This is a genomic window from Cytophagales bacterium (assembly GCA_019456305.1).
Taxonomy (GTDB): Bacteria; Bacteroidota; Bacteroidia; order Cytophagales; family VRUD01; genus VRUD01.
Map to the genome: position 1 here is coordinate 29,262 of VRUD01000028.1, position 18,647 is coordinate 47,908.

Below are 18,647 nucleotides of genomic sequence, written 5' to 3' on the forward strand. Positions count from 1 at the left end.
CCCCCTTTAAAATAGAAGATACTATTTTTAGCTTGGATTTTGGTGACGGAACTATATTAGATACTACTGGTCTGCCTGTTACCCACAGTTATGATTCTGTTGCCAGCTATCTGGTAATCTTATCAATTACAAACATTTACGGCTGTTCTGATTATGATACGATTAGCATCACCATCGTTAGCAATCAAATATTATATATCCCCAATGTATTTTCGCCTTTAGCTAATAATCCTGAAAACCAAGTGGTTAAAGTTTATGGAGAAATACTCTCTGAAGGTTTTGAATTTAGAATATATAACAGGTGGGGAGAGTTGATATTTCAATCAGTATCGCAGCAAGAAGGCTGGAATGGAAAATATCAAAATTCAGGTGTGGATATGGATATAGGAGTATACACTTATGTAGTGAAAGGGAAGTTTTTGGATGGCACTGAGTTTAAAGAAGCAGGAACAGTAACATTAATCAGATAATATAATTAAATAGCATTATGAAAAAAATTAAACCCATATTCTTTTTCTTAATTGTCTACTGTCAATTGTCTACTGTCAACTGTTTTTCCCAGGACGCCCATTTCTCCCAATACTACGCTTCATCCGCATACCTGAATCCTGCGCTCACCGGATTAGAACCTGACCTCACATTCAGCTCAAGCTTCCGCACCCAGTGGAGCAGCATCATTGTACCCTACAATACCACGCAGATGTCTTTAATTTATCCGCTAAGATCAAAGAGTAAAGGGAACATTCATTATGGCGGTGCCGGTTTATCTTTTTATGGGGACAAAGCAGGTAATGCAAACTTTAAAACGCTTGGTATCAGTGTAAACTTTGCCTATAATTTGCCGCTTTCAAGCACCGGTTTTCAAAAATTAACTTTTGGAATGAAAGTAGGGTTTGTTCAAAAGAATTTAGACAATAGTAACTTAGAATGGGGAGAACAATATGATCCATTTGACCTGGATGGCCATAATGAGAATATTACGGTTAACGAAGATATTACGAAAGTTACTTATCCTGATATTAACGCAGGAATCATGTGGTATCATAATGCAGAAAAAAATTATTCATATTCAAGTATTAGCGCGTTTTCAGGCATATCAGTAGATCATATAAACAATCCGGAGCAATCGTTTATTGATACTACTATTGCCAGTAAATTACCATTAATATATAAATACCATGGGGGGCTTGAAGTAAATATAGATCAAAAAATAAGCTTTTCGCCAAACTTACTAATTATGTACCAAAACCAGGTATATCAAATTAATGGCGGGTTGTATTTGAGCTATAGATTGTGGGATATAGAAAATACCAGGGCGATTGCAAAAAATGAGATCATATTCGGTACCTGGTACAGATACAGAGATGCTTTTATTTTTCTTATAGGCATTAATAATCCCTGGTATACCGTTGGATTAAGCTATGACTTAAATTCATCATCGTTAAAAACAAATACCCGCGGCAGAGGTGCGTACGAAATTTCTCTATCATTACGGTTAGTTAAAGAAAAAGAGATGAAGCGTTATGCTACGCCCAGGTTTTAATAAACAGTAAGGAGTAGGCAGTAAGCAATTTTAGCAATATGGCAATTGAATAATAGAAAAACAGAACAATGAATCAATTTTTTATTTTTATTCTAATAATTTTTCAACTTTTAATTTTCAACTTTCCATTAATTGCCCAGTCAAGCAAGAAAACGTCCTATATCATTCGCTCAGGAGACAAATATTTTGAATATGGGCAATACTTTTTAGCCGCACAACAATATGAAATTGCGTTTAAAGATTCTCCCAAAGCAGCGTTGGCATACCGCCTGGGTGAATGCTTTATGTTTTATTTAGATTACGATAATGCTCAAAAGTGGTTTGGCAAGTGTGTTCAATTAGACCGGAAGTCTTACCCCTTAGGCCTGTTCTGGTTTGCCATGACGCAAAAAACAAACGGAGAGTATGCCGAAGCCAAAGAAAATTTTAAAAAGTTTATAGATGAATATGTCCCCTCAGAACCTGTCTCAGAGGGAGCAGGCAATGCAAATACAAACTTTTTGGAACAAGCAAAAATACAATATGATGGTTGTGAGTTCGCGCTTGAAGCAATGCTGAAACCCATCAGAGATTTTCGGTTCCGCAATATTGGAACTCCCGTCAATACTGATAAGTCTGACTATGGCCCGGTAATCGGTGAAAACGATTCATCATTGGTTATCACCTCTGCAAGAGAGGGCGCTACGGGTAAAGAAATGTACCAAAGAACCGGTGAAACATTTAGCGATAATTTCAGGTTCGCAAAGGGTGAAAAAGGGTGGCGGGAGGTTCATAAAAATGACAATTTTGAGAGGGTCAACACGCCAAGAAATGATGGAGCCGGGGTGTTTTCAAAGGATAAAATGACCTATTACTATACACAATGCAATGAGCCTGATGGAAATTGTGCTATTTATGTCACCAGGTTTGTAATAGATGAAAAAAAGAGTTCTAAAAGTACATGGCAAAAACCTGTCAAGCTTAACGACAACGTAAATATGCCAGGACAATGGAACGCACAACCTTCGCTGAGCGCCAATGATGATACTTTATTTTTCGTTTCAAGAAGGCCGGGCGGGTATGGGATGCTTGATATCTGGTATTGCGTATCTACCGGGAATGAAGATGGTTGGGCAGAAGCAAAAAATATCGGCAGTAATATAAATACCCCTTTCATTGATATGTCACCTCATTATTATGCTGAAGAGGAAGTATTGTTTTTCGCATCTAACGGTCATAAAGGGTTTGGAGGACTGGATATCTTTATGGCTAAAGGAGATAATTTTGGGGAAGTTAAAAATATAGGCCTTCCATTTAATTCTAACAGGGATGATTTTTATTTTGTAACTGGGAAGGAGATTGGATACCTGTCATCAAACAGAGAAGGCGGACAGGGAAATGATGATATTTACGTTTTTGATAAGACAACTAAGAGGTCTGTGATCGCTGTAATTAATGTTGATCCCTTAACAGGTGATGAAACTATTTCTATTGAGGGGAAAATACTTACTGATGATGATAAACAAGCAGCAAAAGATATCCCGATTCAATTAGTCGGAGAGGATGGATTCATTTTCACATGGATCAAAACAGATTCTGAAGGGAGGTTCAAATTTGAAAATCTACCCACTGATAAAAATTTTACAGTCTGTTTATCAGAAAAATTTGATGGAGAACTGGACATATTTGCAATAAGTAAATACGCTGCAGATGATATTAATATTAATGTATTTAGCAAAAAAGGGAAATTTGGTTTTGCAAACCTTCCGGGCGAAAAAATTTATAAGCTAAATTTGACAGAAGGGGAATTCCTTGCTACTTACGAGAAATTTGTTAAAGATACGACTAAAATAAAAATAGAAGAGTTTGAATATGTGCAACTCTCATCTTCTGATCTTAAAAAGATCAACTTAATGATCGATGGATCAAAGCTCACTGCAGATGGAAAATATATCATTGATGGCGTTACTATTGGTCAATACAATAAAGAGGGGGCTTTCGTTTTTACCAGGCTTACACCTGATGAGATTAAAAAGCTTAGCTCATCCGATGCTTTGAGTCTTACCGCAAAGGGCAAGTTTGTGGTAGATGGTGTAGTAATAGGCGAATATGGCAAGGATAATAAATTCCATTTTACCGAGCTATCTGCTGATGAATTGATCAAGCTCAGTTTAACGGAAGAACAGGTGCTTGCTGAAAGAAAAACATACACTGTAAATGATGTAAGTATTGGAATATTTGACGAAGGTAAGTTTAAATTTGTAAATTTGTCTGCTGACGTTATCAATAAAGTTGGTCTGATTGATAAATCAAAGATAACGGCAGAAAAAAAATACCGGATAGCTGACATTACCATTGGTGAGTTTGATGAAAACGACCTATTTACTTTTAAAAATCTTACTCCTGATGAAATTGTTAAGCTTAGCATGGTGAAAGGTTCGAATATTAATGCAGAGGGTAAATATGTTGTTGATGGCACCGTGATCGGTTCCTGGAATGAAAAAGGTGTATTCAGCTTTGAAAACCTCTCTGCCGATGAAATAACCAAGCTCGGATTAATGCAGGATACCAACTTTGTTGCATTATTGAAAAAATTTGTCGGAGACGTAGGTATCATGCCCAGCGCAGAAAAAAAATATTTTGAAAATATTTATTTCAATTACAAGTCAGATACAGTAAGACCGGAGGCAGTAAAGGTGCTTAATGACCTGGTTGCTTATTATAAACAAAATCCGGGTTTCCGGATAGAAATATATGCAAATACAGACAGCAAAGGTCCGGAGGTATATAATATGCAGCTTTCACAAAAGCGGGGAAATAGTGCGATGAATTATTTAACCTCTGAAGGAGTTGATAAAAACGAGATCGTAGTATATTCTATGGGTGAATCCAGGCAGATTGCCGGCAACGAAACTGATATCGGGCGTCAGCTTAACCGCAGGGTTCAATTTAATCTTGTTGGTAATGTTTCATCCCGCGGTGAAATAACCTACCATGTAGTAGAAGAAGAACAAACGCTGCACACCATTTCAAGAATGTATAACCTGCCTGTAAACGAGATCAAGGCATTAAATGCGCTCGTTTCAGAGAAGGTAAGTCCGGGGTTGAAGCTCAAAGTGATAAAAAGAGATGTTACACCCGGTGAGGTCACTAAAGATGGGTACATTGTCAAGAAAGGTGATACGATGTATTCCATTGCAGAACGCTTCGGACTGACCACCAAAGAGCTTAAAGAAATGAACAACCTGCATGATAATGTGGTCTTTCAATATATGGTGTTGAAAGTGGATAAGGAAGAGGAATAACCAGTTGACAATTAGCAGTCCAAGTACTCGAGGGGATTTCAGTTGCACTACGATAGGCAATTGGCAATTTTTAAATATAGAAAAATTATTTGTTAGAAACACTTTTGGCATAACACTTGCAAAACACCACTTAAACCCTTTTAAATGCCGTCCCGAGTATTCGGGAGTCACCTGTGAGGATGAGAAGATATCTGACATGGCAGGTAAGAAAAGATTCAACAGGGTAAACTTATTCACCATTTAATTTTAGATATTAATCCTGTCATTTTGTCAGCGCCAATACCAACCCGATACCATCCCCATTAATAAAAGAGAGATTTAACGTGGGATTTGTCGTTGAAATAGTATTATTAGCATCGGGTTACAAATCAACGAATAATAATGAACATTAAACCAGAACAAAATTTTTTCCCAATAGCAGATCTGGATAATAGTGAAGAGCTGCTCCCTTTAATTGAAGATGATAAGGATGAGGAAGGGCAGGAGGGGAATTATCCTGAGAACCTGCCTGTTTTACCTGTCCGGAACACGGTTTTGTTCCCCGGGGTGATTATACCTATCACGATAGGAAGAAAGAGATCAATCAGGTTAGTAAAAAAAGCGTATAGAGGAAACAAGATCATTGGTGTGTTGGCCCAGGAAAATGCCGGTACAGAAGACCCAATCATTGACGACCTTTATAAAATCGGCACGGTTGCTAAAATTCTTAAAATGCTGGTTTTACCTGACGGTAATACGACCATCATAATCCGCGGAAAGGTAAAGTTTGAAATTGATCATATTGTAAGCGGAGAACCATTTCTTACGGCAAAAGTAAAATATCTGTCTGAAAGTTTTCCAAAGGTAAAAGATAAAAAATTAAAAGTACTGATCAACACTTTAAAGGAACAAGCAACCAAAATGTTCAAGCTTAACCCGGAAGTTCCACAGGAAGCCCAGATTGCAATAAAAAATATTGAACAACCAGTTTTTTTGACAAATTTTCTTTCTTCTAATCTCAACACTAAAGTTGCGGATAAGCAAAAGCTTCTGGAAATAAACAATGGCGTAAAAAAAACAGAGCTTTTGCTTAAATATATAATGAAAGAGATACAATTGCTTGAGATAAAGTATGAAATTCAAAACAAAGCGGTTTTTGATATTGACAAACAGCAAAGAGATTTTTTCTTAAGACAGCAAATGAAAGTTCTCCAGGATGAATTAGGAGATGGAAGCGCTGACCAGGAGTTAGATAAACTAAGAGCAAGGGGGAAAAAGAAGAAATGGACGGAGGCGGTTGCAAAGCATTTTAACAAGGAACTGGATAAACTCTTAAGGATACATCCACACTCACCCGAATACCCCGTTTCAATGAATTATGTGGAATTTATGATTGACATGCCCTGGAATGAGTATTCAAAGGATAAGTTTAATCTCAATCATGCTCAAAAAATATTAGAAGCTGACCATCATGGCCTGGAGAAAGTTAAAGAGAGAATTATAGAATATCTTTCGGTACTGAAGCTGAAAAATAATATGAAGGCGCCTATTGTGTGCTTTTATGGCCCTCCGGGTGTTGGTAAAACTTCTTTGGGAAAATCAATAGCAAGAGCGCTGGGCAGACAGTGTGTCAGAATGTCACTCGGAGGGGTGAGAGATGAAGCTGAGATCAGGGGGCATAGAAAAACCTATATTGGCGCCATGCCTGGGAGCATTATTAAAAATATTAAGAAATCAAAATATTCAAACCCTGTATTCATACTGGATGAAATTGATAAAATAGGCACTGATTTTAGAGGAGATCCGGCATCGGCATTATTAGAAGCGCTGGATCCGGAACAAAATGAATCATTTGTTGATAATTACCTGGAGGTTGATTACGACCTTTCCAGGGTTTTATTTATTACCACTGCAAATTCCCTGGATACTATTCCACATGCCTTGAAGGATAGAATGGAGATCATTGAAATTAATGGTTATACCCCAGAAGAAAAAATACAAATAGCTAAAAAACATCTTATCCCAAAACAAAGGACAGAAAATGGCTTGAACGCAAAAGATATTAAATTCACCCCGCAAGCAATTAACAGGATAATTCAGGACTACACAAGAGAATCTGGTGTCAGGCAGCTTGAAAGAAAAGTAGCTGGTGTAATAAGAAAGGTTGCCAAGTCCAAAGTATTGGAAGAAAAGCATAATAAAACCATCCAGCCAATAGATGTGTTGAAACATTTAGGCGCTCCTATATATGATAATGAATTGTATGAGAAGATCAATGTGGCAGGAGTTGCCACTGGCCTGGCTTGGACACAATTCGGTGGTGAAATTCTTTTCATTGAATCTACCTTATTCAGAGGTAAAGGTAAGCTCACACTATCGGGCAAGCTTGGAGATGTGATGAAAGAATCGGCAACAGCCGCCTTATCTTACCTGAGAGCCAATGCCGAAACAATTGGCATTGATCACAGGGTGTTTGATAATTTTGATTTGCATATACACGTTCCTTCAGGCGCTGTTCCCAAAGACGGGCCATCAGCCGGTATTACAATTTTTACTTCTTTGGCATCTGTTTTTACGCAAACAAAAATTAAAGATAAGTTAGCGATGACAGGGGAGATAACCCTGAGGGGAAAAGTGCTACCGGTAGGCGGCATCAAAGAAAAGATACTTGCGGCAAAAAGAGCAGGGATTAAAGAACTTATTCTTTGTGCTCAAAATAAAAAAGATGTTGATGAAATTAAGCCAGATTATATTAAAAATTTAAAAATCCATTATGTAGAAAATGTTGATGAGGTATTGGAACTTGCATTAACGGGTGAGAAGGTTGAGAAACCGGTGGATCTGTCTGTGAAAGTGGAGGATAAGAAGCTGGGATATGAGGAGGCTTTGGTTGAATAGTTAGATCATTTGTATATTTTGTAATACAAAATTAATTGTTATTCTATTTGTTATCTATTAAAGATTTATTAGCTTTGTAATAAAAGATAAATCATGCAACTAAAACTAAATATCGCTTACCAACAAGTTTTTAATCTTTTAAAACAATTGCCTGTTGCAGAATGGAAAAAATTGAGGGGTGAAATAGACAAAGAATTGACTGAAAAAAAACAAAATTTGTCCCCAACGAAGAGAGGGAACTATAAAAGAGAAAAAGGATTTGGTTGTTTGAAAGGAAAGGTATGGATGGCAGATGATTTCAATGAACCTTTAGATGACTTCAAGGAGTATATGCCGTAATGAATTATTTAGCTGATACTCAAACACTAATTTGGTATTTAGAGGGGAACCCAAAATTGTCAGAAAAAGCTGAAAACACTATCAAGGATAATAACAATAAATTATTAATAACATTGAAATTCTGATAAAAAAATATAAACCATCAATGAAGCAATGAAACAATGAAACAATTCGTTACAGCTATAAATTTCCGTAATGTTCTATCGGAGTCCCACTCCAAGTGGGGCTCCGAATGAAGATTGCCATAATCCCCTAATGTTTAGAAAATATTTAATTAGCGCATAGCGCTGCTGTTTAAAGGAGATCAAAAACCAGTTTTGTATTTTACCCCGCCAAATGACGGGGCTAATATTTATATGGATTTATTATTCTATTGTTTAAAGAAGAGTAAAAACCCGTTTTGTATTTTACCCCGTCAAACGGCAGGGCCATGCCCCGCCAGTTGGCGGGGCTATGTGCTATGCGCAATAACAACTTTCATTACCTACCACTCCTATTCTCAAATAGGCGGCAAAAATACCTACGATTTTTTAAACCTTCCTGTTAATGCCAGGGTGGCAGCTATGGGTGGTGTAAATGTTTCTTTGATTGACTATGACGTAAGCATGTACTTCTCAAACCCGGCTTTATTAAATAAAGAGATGGTGAAATATATCAGCTTAAATTATATGCCATTTTATGCCGGAATAAAAAACTCAACGCTTGCTTATGCACATGATTTTGGAAAAGCCGGAATTTGGGGTGGAGGATTGCAATACATTAATTACGGAAAGTTTCAGCAACGGGATGCGTCAGGCAATTACCAGGGCGATTTTCGGGCAAGCGAATATGCTTTTTATTTCTCTTATGCACACAAAATTGAAAATTATACGCTTGGCGCTAATTTGAAATTTGTCGGTTCAAATATCCAGTCCTATAGCGCTCATTCGGTTTTGTTTGATCTTGGCGGGTTATATAGCCATCCCACAAGAGATTGGGATATTGGTATGGTCTTTAAGAATATAGGTTTCCTGAAAAGATATCCTACCAAAATCCCTTTTGATGTTCAGTTGGGTATGAGCTATAAATTGGAACATATGCCGCTCAGGGCATCAATTACTATGCATCACTTGAATTATATGATTGATTGGCTTATATTTGGCGGTACGGATATTGTGTACCTGGATCCAAATAACACAGGCCTTGTTGATGAATTTGGAAATAAAACCAGTGAGGATAAAAAGTTGAGTGAAAAGATCGCCAGGCACTTCATCTTTGGAGGAGAATTTATTATGAGTCCGAATTTTTATCTGCGGGCAGGTTATAATCATCAAAGAAGAAAAGAATTGAAATTGGAGACAAGATCAGGCCTTACAGGATTTTCTGCGGGTTTTATGATAAAGATAAAGACGTTTGAATTTGCTTTTTCAAGAGCGTGGTATCATGTGGCAGGGGGTAAGAATTATATTACAGTTACCAGTAATCTTGGATCATATTTTAAGAAAACAGAAAGGCCGGTTGACAATTAAAAAGCTCCACACACCCCACATCAACAGACTATATAGTGCTTGTCTATAATGTCAAAAATATTCGTTAATGAAAATCCAAAGTTTCAACATTAAGTCGGCAGTTGGCAGTCGGCAGTCGGCAAATTTGCTGACTGCCGGCTGTGGACTGCCGACTTTTTAATCAACTTACCTGCCTGCGGCAGACAGGCGAAGTTATGTTTTTACTATAATATATTAAACATTCGACTTTATAGACAGACACTATATAAACAATTCTGTTAATTAAAGAAATCACAAGACATATTCAAATTAAATTATTATTTGTATCTTTGCTCTTTGTATATGTTTTTTTAAAAAACTTTGCGTCTCCGCGACTTTGCGGTGAAAAAAATAGGGTTGATTACGGATAGTCATTAACAATAAATACAATGATAGATAACGACAACTACCTGACTCCAAAACAAATTGTTAAGGAATTAGACAAATACATCATCGGGCAAAAGGATGCCAAAAAAAACGTGGCAATTGCTTTGCGCAACAGGTGGCGAAGGATGAAGACCAAAACCGAAATACAGCAGGAGATCACGCCAAATAATATCCTGATGATCGGTCCTACCGGGGTGGGTAAGACAGAAATTGCCCGGAGATTGGCAAAGTTAGCGGATGCTCCCTTTACCAAGGTTGAAGCTTCAAAATTTACAGAGGTTGGCTATGTAGGACGCGATGTTGAAAGCATGGTAAGAGACCTTGTAGACCAATCTGTTAATATTGTAAAGGCGGGGAAAAAAGAAGAAGTTAAACAAAAAGCAGCAGAGATCGTAGAAGAAATTATTCTCGATGCCTTGATTCCTCCGTTAAAAAAACCTGCATCCAAACCTCAAACCTCTGCCACGGTCCGTCAACAAGCCGGCCTGTCTATCAACCTTACTTCCGGCCATATTTCTTCTGAAGCTGATATAGCAAACCAGAAGGCAGGTAAACAAGCTGAGTCCCGATCTCAACCGGAACAAAATTCAGAATTGGCCGGGGATAATATGCCCAAAAACGATTATGAACTCAATGAAAAAACAAGAGAAAAATTCAGAGAAAAAATAAGAAGCGGGGAGCTTGACGACCGTAAAATAGAGATCAATATCCAGCAAAACTCGTCTGCAGGTATTGGCGTTATTGGTCCTGCCGGTGGAATTGATGAGGTATCTATGATGAATATCCAGGAAATGATCGGTGGAATGCTGCCGAAAAGGGCTAAAAAAAGAAAGCTTAAAATTGTCGAAGCGCGAAAGATATTGCTGGAAGAGGAGACTGCCAAATTGATCGATATGGATGAAGTGAAAGAAGAAGCAATCAATAAAGCAGAAAACACGGGCATCATCTTTATTGATGAAATTGATAAAGTTGCAAACAGGTCTTCAGGATCTGGCGGTCCTGATGTGAGCAGGGAAGGTGTACAAAGAGATCTCCTGCCAATCGTTGAAGGGAGCACTGTTAATACCAAATATGGTGTTGTCAGAACCGATCATATTCTTTTTATTGCTGCCGGAGCTTTTTACGTTTCCAAACCTTCAGACTTGATACCTGAACTGCAGGGGCGGTTTCCAATCAGGGTAGAGCTGGATAATCTGACCAAAGAAGATTTTTGCAAGATTTTAAAATATCCTAAAAACGCACTCACTAAACAATATGAAGCGCTGCTTGGTTCTGAAGATGTTGAGCTAAGCTTTACTGACGAAGCCATTGATATGATTGCAGAAATGGCTTTTGAAATCAATTCAAAACTTGAAAATATAGGCGCCAGAAGATTACAAACCGTAATGAGCCAATTGCTCAATGATATCCTCTTCGATGTACCTGATACAATCAGTCAAAATGCCAAAATACCAATCACCAAAGAGTTGGTAGAAGAAAGATTATCAGAGATGGTGAAGGATAAGGATGTGAGTCAATACATTCTTTAAAAATTATGAAACAGGAATCGCCACATCAATTCTTTCAAGGTAATCCGCAATCCGTTTCATAAGCCATCCGGGAGTAGAAGTAGCTCCGCAAATACCCACTGAGCTGTCAGGTGAAAACCAGGAAGCGTCAATCTCACTTTCATTCTCAACAAAATAACTGTTGGGGTTCACAGATTTACAAACACTATATAACGATTTGCCATTTGAGCTTTTTTTGCCGCTTACGAAAATGATCACATCGTGGAGCCTGGCAAATTCCTGCAACTGTGGTTCACGGTTAGAAACCTGCCTGCAGATGCTGTCATTAAATTCAAAATCTATGATCTGTCCGTCCGGATCAGCTTCCCTGATCTTCTCTTCTATTAACTTTTTAATTTTATAAAATCCTTTGGTACTTTTCGTAGTTTGACTATAAAGGGATATCGGTTTGGTAAAGTCAATATTATCAATGTCCTCTTCTGAGCTAATGATGATGGCTTTGTCTTTTGTTTGTCCTGCCAAACCTATCACTTCAGCGTGTCCCTGTTTGCCATAAATCACTATTTGCCCTTCATCTTCAGATATTTTATCAAAAGAATGTTTTACCCTGTTTTGCAATTTTAACACAACCGGACAGGAGGCGTCAATGAGCGCTATGTTATTTTCAAGGGCTATTTTATATGTTTCGGGTGGTTCACCGTGGGCGCGTATCAGCACTTTGCAATTTTTTAATTCTTTAAGCTGTTCATAATCAATGATCCGTAACCCTTTTTTATAAAGCCGGTCTACTTCCATACTATTATGAACAATATCTCCCAGGCAATACAATATTTCTGAATCCTTGAGCTCATATTCTGCTATTTCAATAGCATATTCCACCCCGAAACAATATCCGGAATTTTCGTCTATGGTTACTTTCATTTTTTCAGTTAGAGGATTTAATGCAAAGATAACATTTTTTAGAATAAATATAATATTTAATTGTATCGGAATTTCAACCCATGAGATAATTAACATATCTCACGGGGTCAATTTACAGAGTTATGTTCTTTCTTTTCTGAAACTTCGCCCGTTTAACTAAAAAACCCACCAACGGTTGCAGCGTATCAGGTACATTACTTTTACTTAGATGCATGGTACGGGAGCCGTCATTTGATTCAACACTCAAAGTATAATTTTCCTGGTCAGGCATTGCATCCACTGAAGGCTGCTCAATATCAAAGAAAGCTGTTTTGGAAATTAAAGTTTTAATTTGCACGGCTTCCTTATCCGGGATTTTATCACAATCAAGCTCAATAACCTTTTGCAGACCTGCAAAACCACCGGTTTGTTTAAATTTGATCTTCATCGATTAAATAACTATTGTATAACTATCGTATAACTATTGAATTACCCTTGAACATCAAATAAAATAATCACTTCAAATAACTTTTACTCTTTCCCACGCCTTCTTCACCGCCTTCTCTTCCAGGCTTTTTTTGCCAAATAGGTCACGGGCAGTATGTATCGTTGCACGGGCAGCTTTTGAGAAATTTGCATTTCGTTTCAATTTGTCACGCAGCGTAACATACCAGATCAAACCTGCTTTTTGCCAGGCATTTCCTCCGATCTCAACAGCCACCAGATAGAAAGCATGATTGGGAATACCTGAATTGATATGTACGCCTCCATTGTCGTCCCACGGAGGTAATTCCAGGTAATCATCCATGGTTGCAGGCTGAGGATCATCGCCTAAAACAGGATGCCCCTGATAAGCCGTACCTGGCGCTTTCATAGACCGGAGGGCATATTGGTTTCCTATCAATACATTCCTGCCAATCAGCCAGTCGGCATCTTTTGCCTGCTGGTTTGTTTTTTTCTGTTTAACCAATGAACCGAATACATCAGCAAAGGATTCATTGAGTGCACCGCTTTGATACCGGTAACGTAAATTTGCTTCATACTGGATAACGCCATGAGTTAATTCATGGCCTATAATGTCCAGGTCTATGGTAAAACGTGTAAAAATTTCCTCATCCCCATCACCATATATCATTTGCTTACCATTCCAGAAAGCGTTGTTGTAATTTACCCCGTGATGTACGGTTTGGTCAATGATCATTCCGTGATCATCAATAGAATTTCTATCGTACTCATTCTTATATAGATCCCAGGTATGCCCTGCACCGTCATAAGCTTCGTCAGCAGTAACATCACCGGTAGGTTTGTCCCCTTCACTTCGCACCAATGATCCGGGTAATATCTCCTGGTTCTTTGCATCGTAAACACGCCTGTAGCGTTTTTCAGAGTGATGATCAACACCGGCAACCATACTTTGCAGGTCAGTTCCAGAATGTTCAGCCATCGTTGACCGCTCCATACGCACATGACTGGATTGCTTAATGGTTTGAAGCGCTGCTTTCCTTATTTTCGTGCTGCCTTTTTCCACCATATTTTCAAGCATGTAAGGCGGGATGATGCATAGGATTGGGTTATGTGTTTTATACATTAATTATTGCTTTAGAATATTTCGGGTTTAAAGTTTTTATTATTTGTTATAGAAGCGCTCTTCCCCGTTGCCCGAATTACAAACAATCCTTTCCTGTCTGCGTATACTTCGGCTTTTGATTCTACTCTTAAATAAGCAACGGCTCCATATAATTTCATATTTTTATATTCTGAAAATGCTTCTTTAAAGTCATTTAGGTTTTCTATAAAATCGTTTACATCATCTGGTAGTAAAGTTGTTTTTACTTCCACAGCAACTATTTCTGTTCTGTTTATGGCAATGATATCTATTTCCATTTGTCTTCCATTATATCTTCTTTTTAATCTTAAAGCAGTATGTTTAACATCAATACCTCGTTGTTTAAGAAGATTTACTAAATCTCCTGCTACGAGTGATTCTATAAGTTTGCCCCACTGCCCGGTAAATAAACTTTCAAGTTTATTGCTCCTTTTTTCAAATCTTTTTTCAGCCTCAGCAGATCTTTTATTAGCCTCAGCAGACATTTTATTAGCTTCAGCAGATCTTTTATCAGCTTCAGCAGATCTTTTTTCAGCCACAGCAAACAAATCTAATATATCTTGTTTTGTAAGTGTCTTTTCCATATTGAAATATTTTTTTGTATCGGAATTTCAATGTTTTAAGTTCGGTTAATAGTGAATTATAATTTTTTATAATTAATTATCAGGTTCTGGGTTCTTGGCTCTGGGTTCTGGCTTTTTGCTTTTGGTTACTGACTACTTATTTGTATCAATAATGCTTTTTTACAAGATTCTTTACCAGCGCCCAGTACCCAGTGCCCAGCAACATAATTTTATTTATACTAAACTCAATTCAATATAATTACTCTTTTAAATCAATTTACAAAGTTAAGTTCTTATTGCTTTAGAATATTTCGGGTTTAAAGTTTTTATCATTTGTTATAGAAGCGCTCTTCCCCGTTGCTCTAATTACAAACAATCCTTTCCTGTCTGCGTATACCTCGGCTTTTGATTCTACTCTTAAATAAGCAACGGCTCCATATAATTTCATATTTTTATATTCTGAAAATGCTTCTTTAAAGTCATTTAGGTTTTCTATAAAATCGTTTACATCATCTGGTAGTAAAGTTGTTTTTACTTCCACAGCAACTATTTCTGTTCTGTTTATGGCAATGATATCTATTTCCATTTGTCTTCCATTATATCTTCTTTTTAATCTTAAAGCAGTATGTTCAACATCAATACCTCGTTGTTTAAGAAGATTTACCAAATCTCCTGCTACGAGTGATTCTATAAGTTTGCCCCACTGCCCGGTAAATAAACTTTCAAGTTCATTGCTCCTTTTTTCAAATCTTTTTTCAGCCTCAGCAGATCTTTTATCAGCTACAGCAGATCTTTTATCAGCCTCAGCAAACAAATCTAATATATCTTGTTTTGTAAGTGTATTTTCCATATTAAAATATTTTTAGTAGAATAAATCTTTTTAAATTAAACTTTTGTTGTGGTGATCTTTGGTACATTTTCTACAAATGTATGAAATTATCTTTTATTAATCACTATAATTCATACTTTTTCCTACTTTTGTCCGGAATTTTTTTAAACACAAATTACCACCGGGAAATCTGTGCTTTTATCTGTGCCTGCCCCGATTTCCCGGTGGTAATCTGTGTTTATGAAAATCCTCATCGTTGACAAATTACACCCTTCAATTATTCCCAGCCTGCATGATATAGGCTTTGAAGTAGATTATCTGCCGGATATAGACAATGCAGCAATTCCTGACATTATACACAGATATGAAGGAATAATTTTAAGAAATAAATTTGAAATAGACAAAACGATACTAAAAAAAGGGGGAAAGTTAAAATTCATCGCCCGTGCCGGAGCCGGTATGGATCTAATTGATGTACAAGCTGCTAAAAAAAGAAATATCCATTTAATAAATGTACCGGAGGGTAACAGGGATTCTTTAGCCGAACATGCAATCGGGATGCTTTTGGCATTGCTCAATAAAATGCTTCTCTCTGATAAAGAAGTTAGAAGCAGGATATGGAACAGGGAAAGCAATCGCGGCACTGAACTAAAAGGAAAAACAGTCTGCATCATCGGTTATGGAAATATGGGAAAGGCGTTTGCAAAAAGACTAAGCGCTTTTGACTGTAAAGTGCTGGCGTATGATAAATATCTTAAAAATTACACCGATAAATACGCTAAAGAAGCCTCCATGGAGGAGGTTTTTGAAAAAACCGATATTATCAGCTTTCACTTACCCCTGACAGAGGAAACACGGCAAATGGTAAATAATGCGTATCTTGGCAGCTTTAAAAGATCTTTCTGGCTTATCAATACGGCCAGGGGAGAAATATTAAGATCAAAAGCGCTGGTACAGGCAATCAGTGAGGGTAGGGTAAAGGGCGCTGCTTTGGACGTGCTTGAAAATGAAAATCTGGAAGAGCTTACTGAAGATGAAAAAAAAAGCTTTAATTATTTGGCAAGTTCTGACAAAGTATTGATGACCCCGCATACAGGCGGCTTGACCTATGAATCGTATGTAAGGATCAATGAGGTGTTGGTGGGGAAGATCAAAGAGTTGGTTGCTAAGGGAGAAGTGGTTAAGAGGTGAATATAATTAAAATGCATGCGTGTATGCATGGTTGCATGAATGCATACACTCATGCATTCATGCAACCATGCAAATATTAAATCCTTCATATTTTTCTGATAAATAATTTTTTTATTCAAAAAATTTGCTTTTTAATTTTTTTATGTAAAAATTTGCATTTTAATATTTGTAATTATTATCTTTGGGGCGGCAAAATATATTTTTAATATACCTTTAAAGTTAATGCTAAGAACAAAATTATATCTCATTCTTGTTTTATTGTTTTCAGGATTATTGATGATAACCTGTAAAAAAGAAGATGATAAGATCAAACCTGTTGAAGTGCCTCCGAATAGCAGGGTTGAGATTGATTATAGCGGGGCAATCGTCAATGATGACGACTGGATTGAAATTGACGGAGTGCGCTATACTCATAAATTAGATTCTTTTAATATTACCTCCGTTCTTGATAGCGGTTATTTATTAACCACCATTAAAGCAGATTCTGCAATAGTGATTGACACAATAAGTATAGACACAACAGGATTTACAGTTGATTCCTCAATAACACAAATAATAGAGCTCCAACCCCCTCAAATAGATACCACTGCTACTATCATTGATACGACTCAAATAATTATAATTATAACCCCACCTGATACAACATATTTTATAGATACAACTTACGTGATCCAAATCACTTATTTTAATGATACTATATATGGTTACGATACAATATATAATATCAATTACCCAACCGTTACCAGTGATACTGTAATAATCACTACAAATAATTATCATAATCCCGGGGGTTCTTTATTGTTAATGCTGTTAAAAAGTGATGCATTTATTCAATCAATAGATACGTCAAATATGCCTACGATTAGTATAGTGCAAAGTGTTACGGCTGACTCGACTAAGGCTCAAATCAGCCAAATTTATCCAGGCAATGTTACTTTGTGGGATACATTTGATTTAAAAATAGGAGCTACAACAGTTTTCTATGTTGCTACTGAACCAAAAATTTCTAATGTTACATTCGGATTGACCCAGGCAATTAAAGATGAAATGACCGCCAATCCTACAGGAGATTGGAGCACTGAATTAGACTCATTATTACCTGCGTTAGATAAGGCAACTTATATTGAATTAAAGGGCAAAAATATTAACACTCCTTTTACTGTTACGTCAGTCACTTTAAATGGCGCAGCTAATTATAGCGCTGATAAATATATCTTAAAAGTAAAAGGCGGTGAAGTACTGAATAGTGACAATATGTTTGATATTAGAAATGCGCTTGATTGGAGAGCTAAAACCATACAGATTGAGTCAAAAATAGGGACAGCTATTAATATTAAAACAATTACGGGATACAAAGCTAAAATTACTTATTACTAAAGGTTTTATATTTAGTATAAATTATCAAAATGATAAAACATTTGTGGAACCTATAATAACTTTTGTTACTTTGGTAGCCGGATTTATAACGGTTATTGTTGGAATTGTTACTATTGTTTGGTTTATCATGGATACCAGAAAAGAAAACAGTAAAGTGTTGAAAGAAATAAAAGCAGGGCAATTAATTATGGCAAGAATATTGGAAAAGATTGAATTAAATACAAGAAAAACATTACTTTTTATATTTATCACATTTATTTCTTTTTCAACGGTTTTTGCCCAGAGCGGCAAGCTGTCAGGTAAGATCATTGATGCCGGGACCAATGAGGCGGTACTCTTTGCCAATATTGTAGCGCTGCAAAATGGCGTTCAAAAAGGAGGTTCAACCTCTGATTTTGATGGTAAATATATGATCACTCCGCTTTCTCCCGGTGAATATGATGTAGTGGTTTCTGTAGTAGGATATGCAAAGAAAACTATCCAGGGTGTAATTATTAATTTTGAAACAACCACGCGGCTTGATATTAAAATAACTTCTACTACTGAAATGCTTGAAGAAGTTGTCATTTATGACAAACCCCTGATCGAAATTGATCAAACTTCTACAGGTGCAAAACTGACGGCAAAAGAAATAGAGCTATTACCTACCAGGAATATAAATGCAATTGTTAATACTACCGGTGGCGTATTTTCAAGTGATGATGGTGAAGCAGTGAT

General features: G+C 36.9%; 15 protein-coding genes. 10 read left to right on the forward strand and 5 right to left on the reverse strand.

The window, feature by feature from the left end; translation table 11 throughout:
- The 7 genes from FVQ77_07735 to hslU form a co-directional block, all read left to right on the forward strand.
- A partial coding sequence (locus tag FVQ77_07735) for a hypothetical protein (protein ID MBW8050216.1) occupies nucleotides 1–470 on the forward strand: 470 nt, incomplete at its 5' end.
- 17 nt (nucleotides 471–487) lie between these two features.
- Nucleotides 488–1,543 (forward strand): type IX secretion system membrane protein PorP/SprF, encoded by a 1,056-nt coding sequence (locus FVQ77_07740; GenBank protein ID MBW8050217.1) that lies wholly within the window; start codon nucleotides 488–490, stop codon nucleotides 1,541–1,543.
- 68 nt (nucleotides 1,544–1,611) lie between these two features.
- Nucleotides 1,612–4,827 carry a LysM peptidoglycan-binding domain-containing protein gene (locus FVQ77_07745; GenBank protein MBW8050218.1) on the forward strand — a complete coding sequence of 1,072 codons (3,216 nt, stop codon included), beginning with the start codon at nucleotides 1,612–1,614 and terminating at the stop codon, nucleotides 4,825–4,827.
- Nucleotides 4,828–5,208: 381 nt separating this feature from the next.
- On the forward strand, nucleotides 5,209–7,704 hold the full coding sequence (gene lon / locus FVQ77_07750) for an endopeptidase La (GenBank protein MBW8050219.1): 2,496 nt from the start codon (nucleotides 5,209–5,211) through the stop codon (nucleotides 7,702–7,704).
- Between the two features lie 93 nt (nucleotides 7,705–7,797).
- Nucleotides 7,798–8,043, forward strand: coding sequence for a DUF2281 domain-containing protein (locus tag FVQ77_07755; GenBank protein ID MBW8050220.1), 246 nt, complete (start codon nucleotides 7,798–7,800; stop codon nucleotides 8,041–8,043).
- Between the two features lie 356 nt (nucleotides 8,044–8,399).
- Nucleotides 8,400–9,551: a type IX secretion system protein PorQ gene (porQ, locus tag FVQ77_07760; protein ID MBW8050221.1), complete on the forward strand. Its 1,152-nt coding sequence runs from the start codon at nucleotides 8,400–8,402 to the stop codon at nucleotides 9,549–9,551.
- Nucleotides 9,552–9,958: 407 nt separating this feature from the next.
- Complete coding sequence (gene hslU, locus FVQ77_07765; GenBank protein MBW8050222.1) at nucleotides 9,959–11,485, forward strand: ATP-dependent protease ATPase subunit HslU; 1,527 nt, start codon at nucleotides 9,959–9,961, stop codon at nucleotides 11,483–11,485.
- 3 nt (nucleotides 11,486–11,488) lie between these two features.
- On the opposite strand, the gene FVQ77_07770 is transcribed toward hslU, so the two are convergent.
- The 5 genes from FVQ77_07770 to FVQ77_07790 all read right to left on the reverse strand — a co-directional run bounded on the left by FVQ77_07770 (nucleotide 11,489) and on the right by FVQ77_07790 (nucleotide 15,383).
- Nucleotides 11,489–12,385, reverse strand: a complete 897-nt coding sequence (locus FVQ77_07770; GenBank protein ID MBW8050223.1) for a 4-hydroxy-3-methylbut-2-enyl diphosphate reductase — start codon at nucleotides 12,383–12,385, stop codon at nucleotides 11,489–11,491.
- Nucleotides 12,386–12,497: 112 nt separating this feature from the next.
- Nucleotides 12,498–12,812 (reverse strand): hypothetical protein, encoded by a 315-nt coding sequence (locus FVQ77_07775; protein MBW8050224.1) that lies wholly within the window; start codon nucleotides 12,810–12,812, stop codon nucleotides 12,498–12,500.
- Between the two features lie 72 nt (nucleotides 12,813–12,884).
- The gene (locus tag FVQ77_07780; GenBank protein ID MBW8050225.1) at nucleotides 12,885–13,907 is read right to left on the reverse strand and encodes a M4 family metallopeptidase; all 1,023 of its coding nucleotides are present in this window, start codon (nucleotides 13,905–13,907) and stop codon (nucleotides 12,885–12,887) included.
- A gap of 56 nt (nucleotides 13,908–13,963) precedes the next feature.
- Nucleotides 13,964–14,554 carry a YraN family protein gene (locus FVQ77_07785; GenBank protein ID MBW8050226.1) on the reverse strand — a complete coding sequence of 197 codons (591 nt, stop codon included), beginning with the start codon at nucleotides 14,552–14,554 and terminating at the stop codon, nucleotides 13,964–13,966.
- A 280-nt stretch (nucleotides 14,555–14,834) separates the two neighbouring features.
- A complete protein-coding gene (locus FVQ77_07790) occupies nucleotides 14,835–15,383 on the reverse strand; it encodes a YraN family protein (protein ID MBW8050227.1) in 549 nt (182 codons plus the stop codon).
- A 219-nt stretch (nucleotides 15,384–15,602) separates the two neighbouring features.
- Between FVQ77_07790 and FVQ77_07795 the strand changes: the two genes are divergently transcribed.
- The 3 genes from FVQ77_07795 to FVQ77_07805 form a co-directional block, all read left to right on the forward strand.
- Nucleotides 15,603–16,553, forward strand: coding sequence for a phosphoglycerate dehydrogenase (locus FVQ77_07795; GenBank protein MBW8050228.1), 951 nt, complete (start codon nucleotides 15,603–15,605; stop codon nucleotides 16,551–16,553).
- A gap of 222 nt (nucleotides 16,554–16,775) precedes the next feature.
- Complete coding sequence (locus FVQ77_07800; protein ID MBW8050229.1) at nucleotides 16,776–17,930, forward strand: hypothetical protein; 1,155 nt, start codon at nucleotides 16,776–16,778, stop codon at nucleotides 17,928–17,930.
- A gap of 43 nt (nucleotides 17,931–17,973) precedes the next feature.
- Nucleotides 17,974–18,647, forward strand: a 674-nt coding sequence (locus FVQ77_07805) for a carboxypeptidase-like regulatory domain-containing protein (protein MBW8050230.1), incomplete at its 3' end; no start/stop codon positions are given.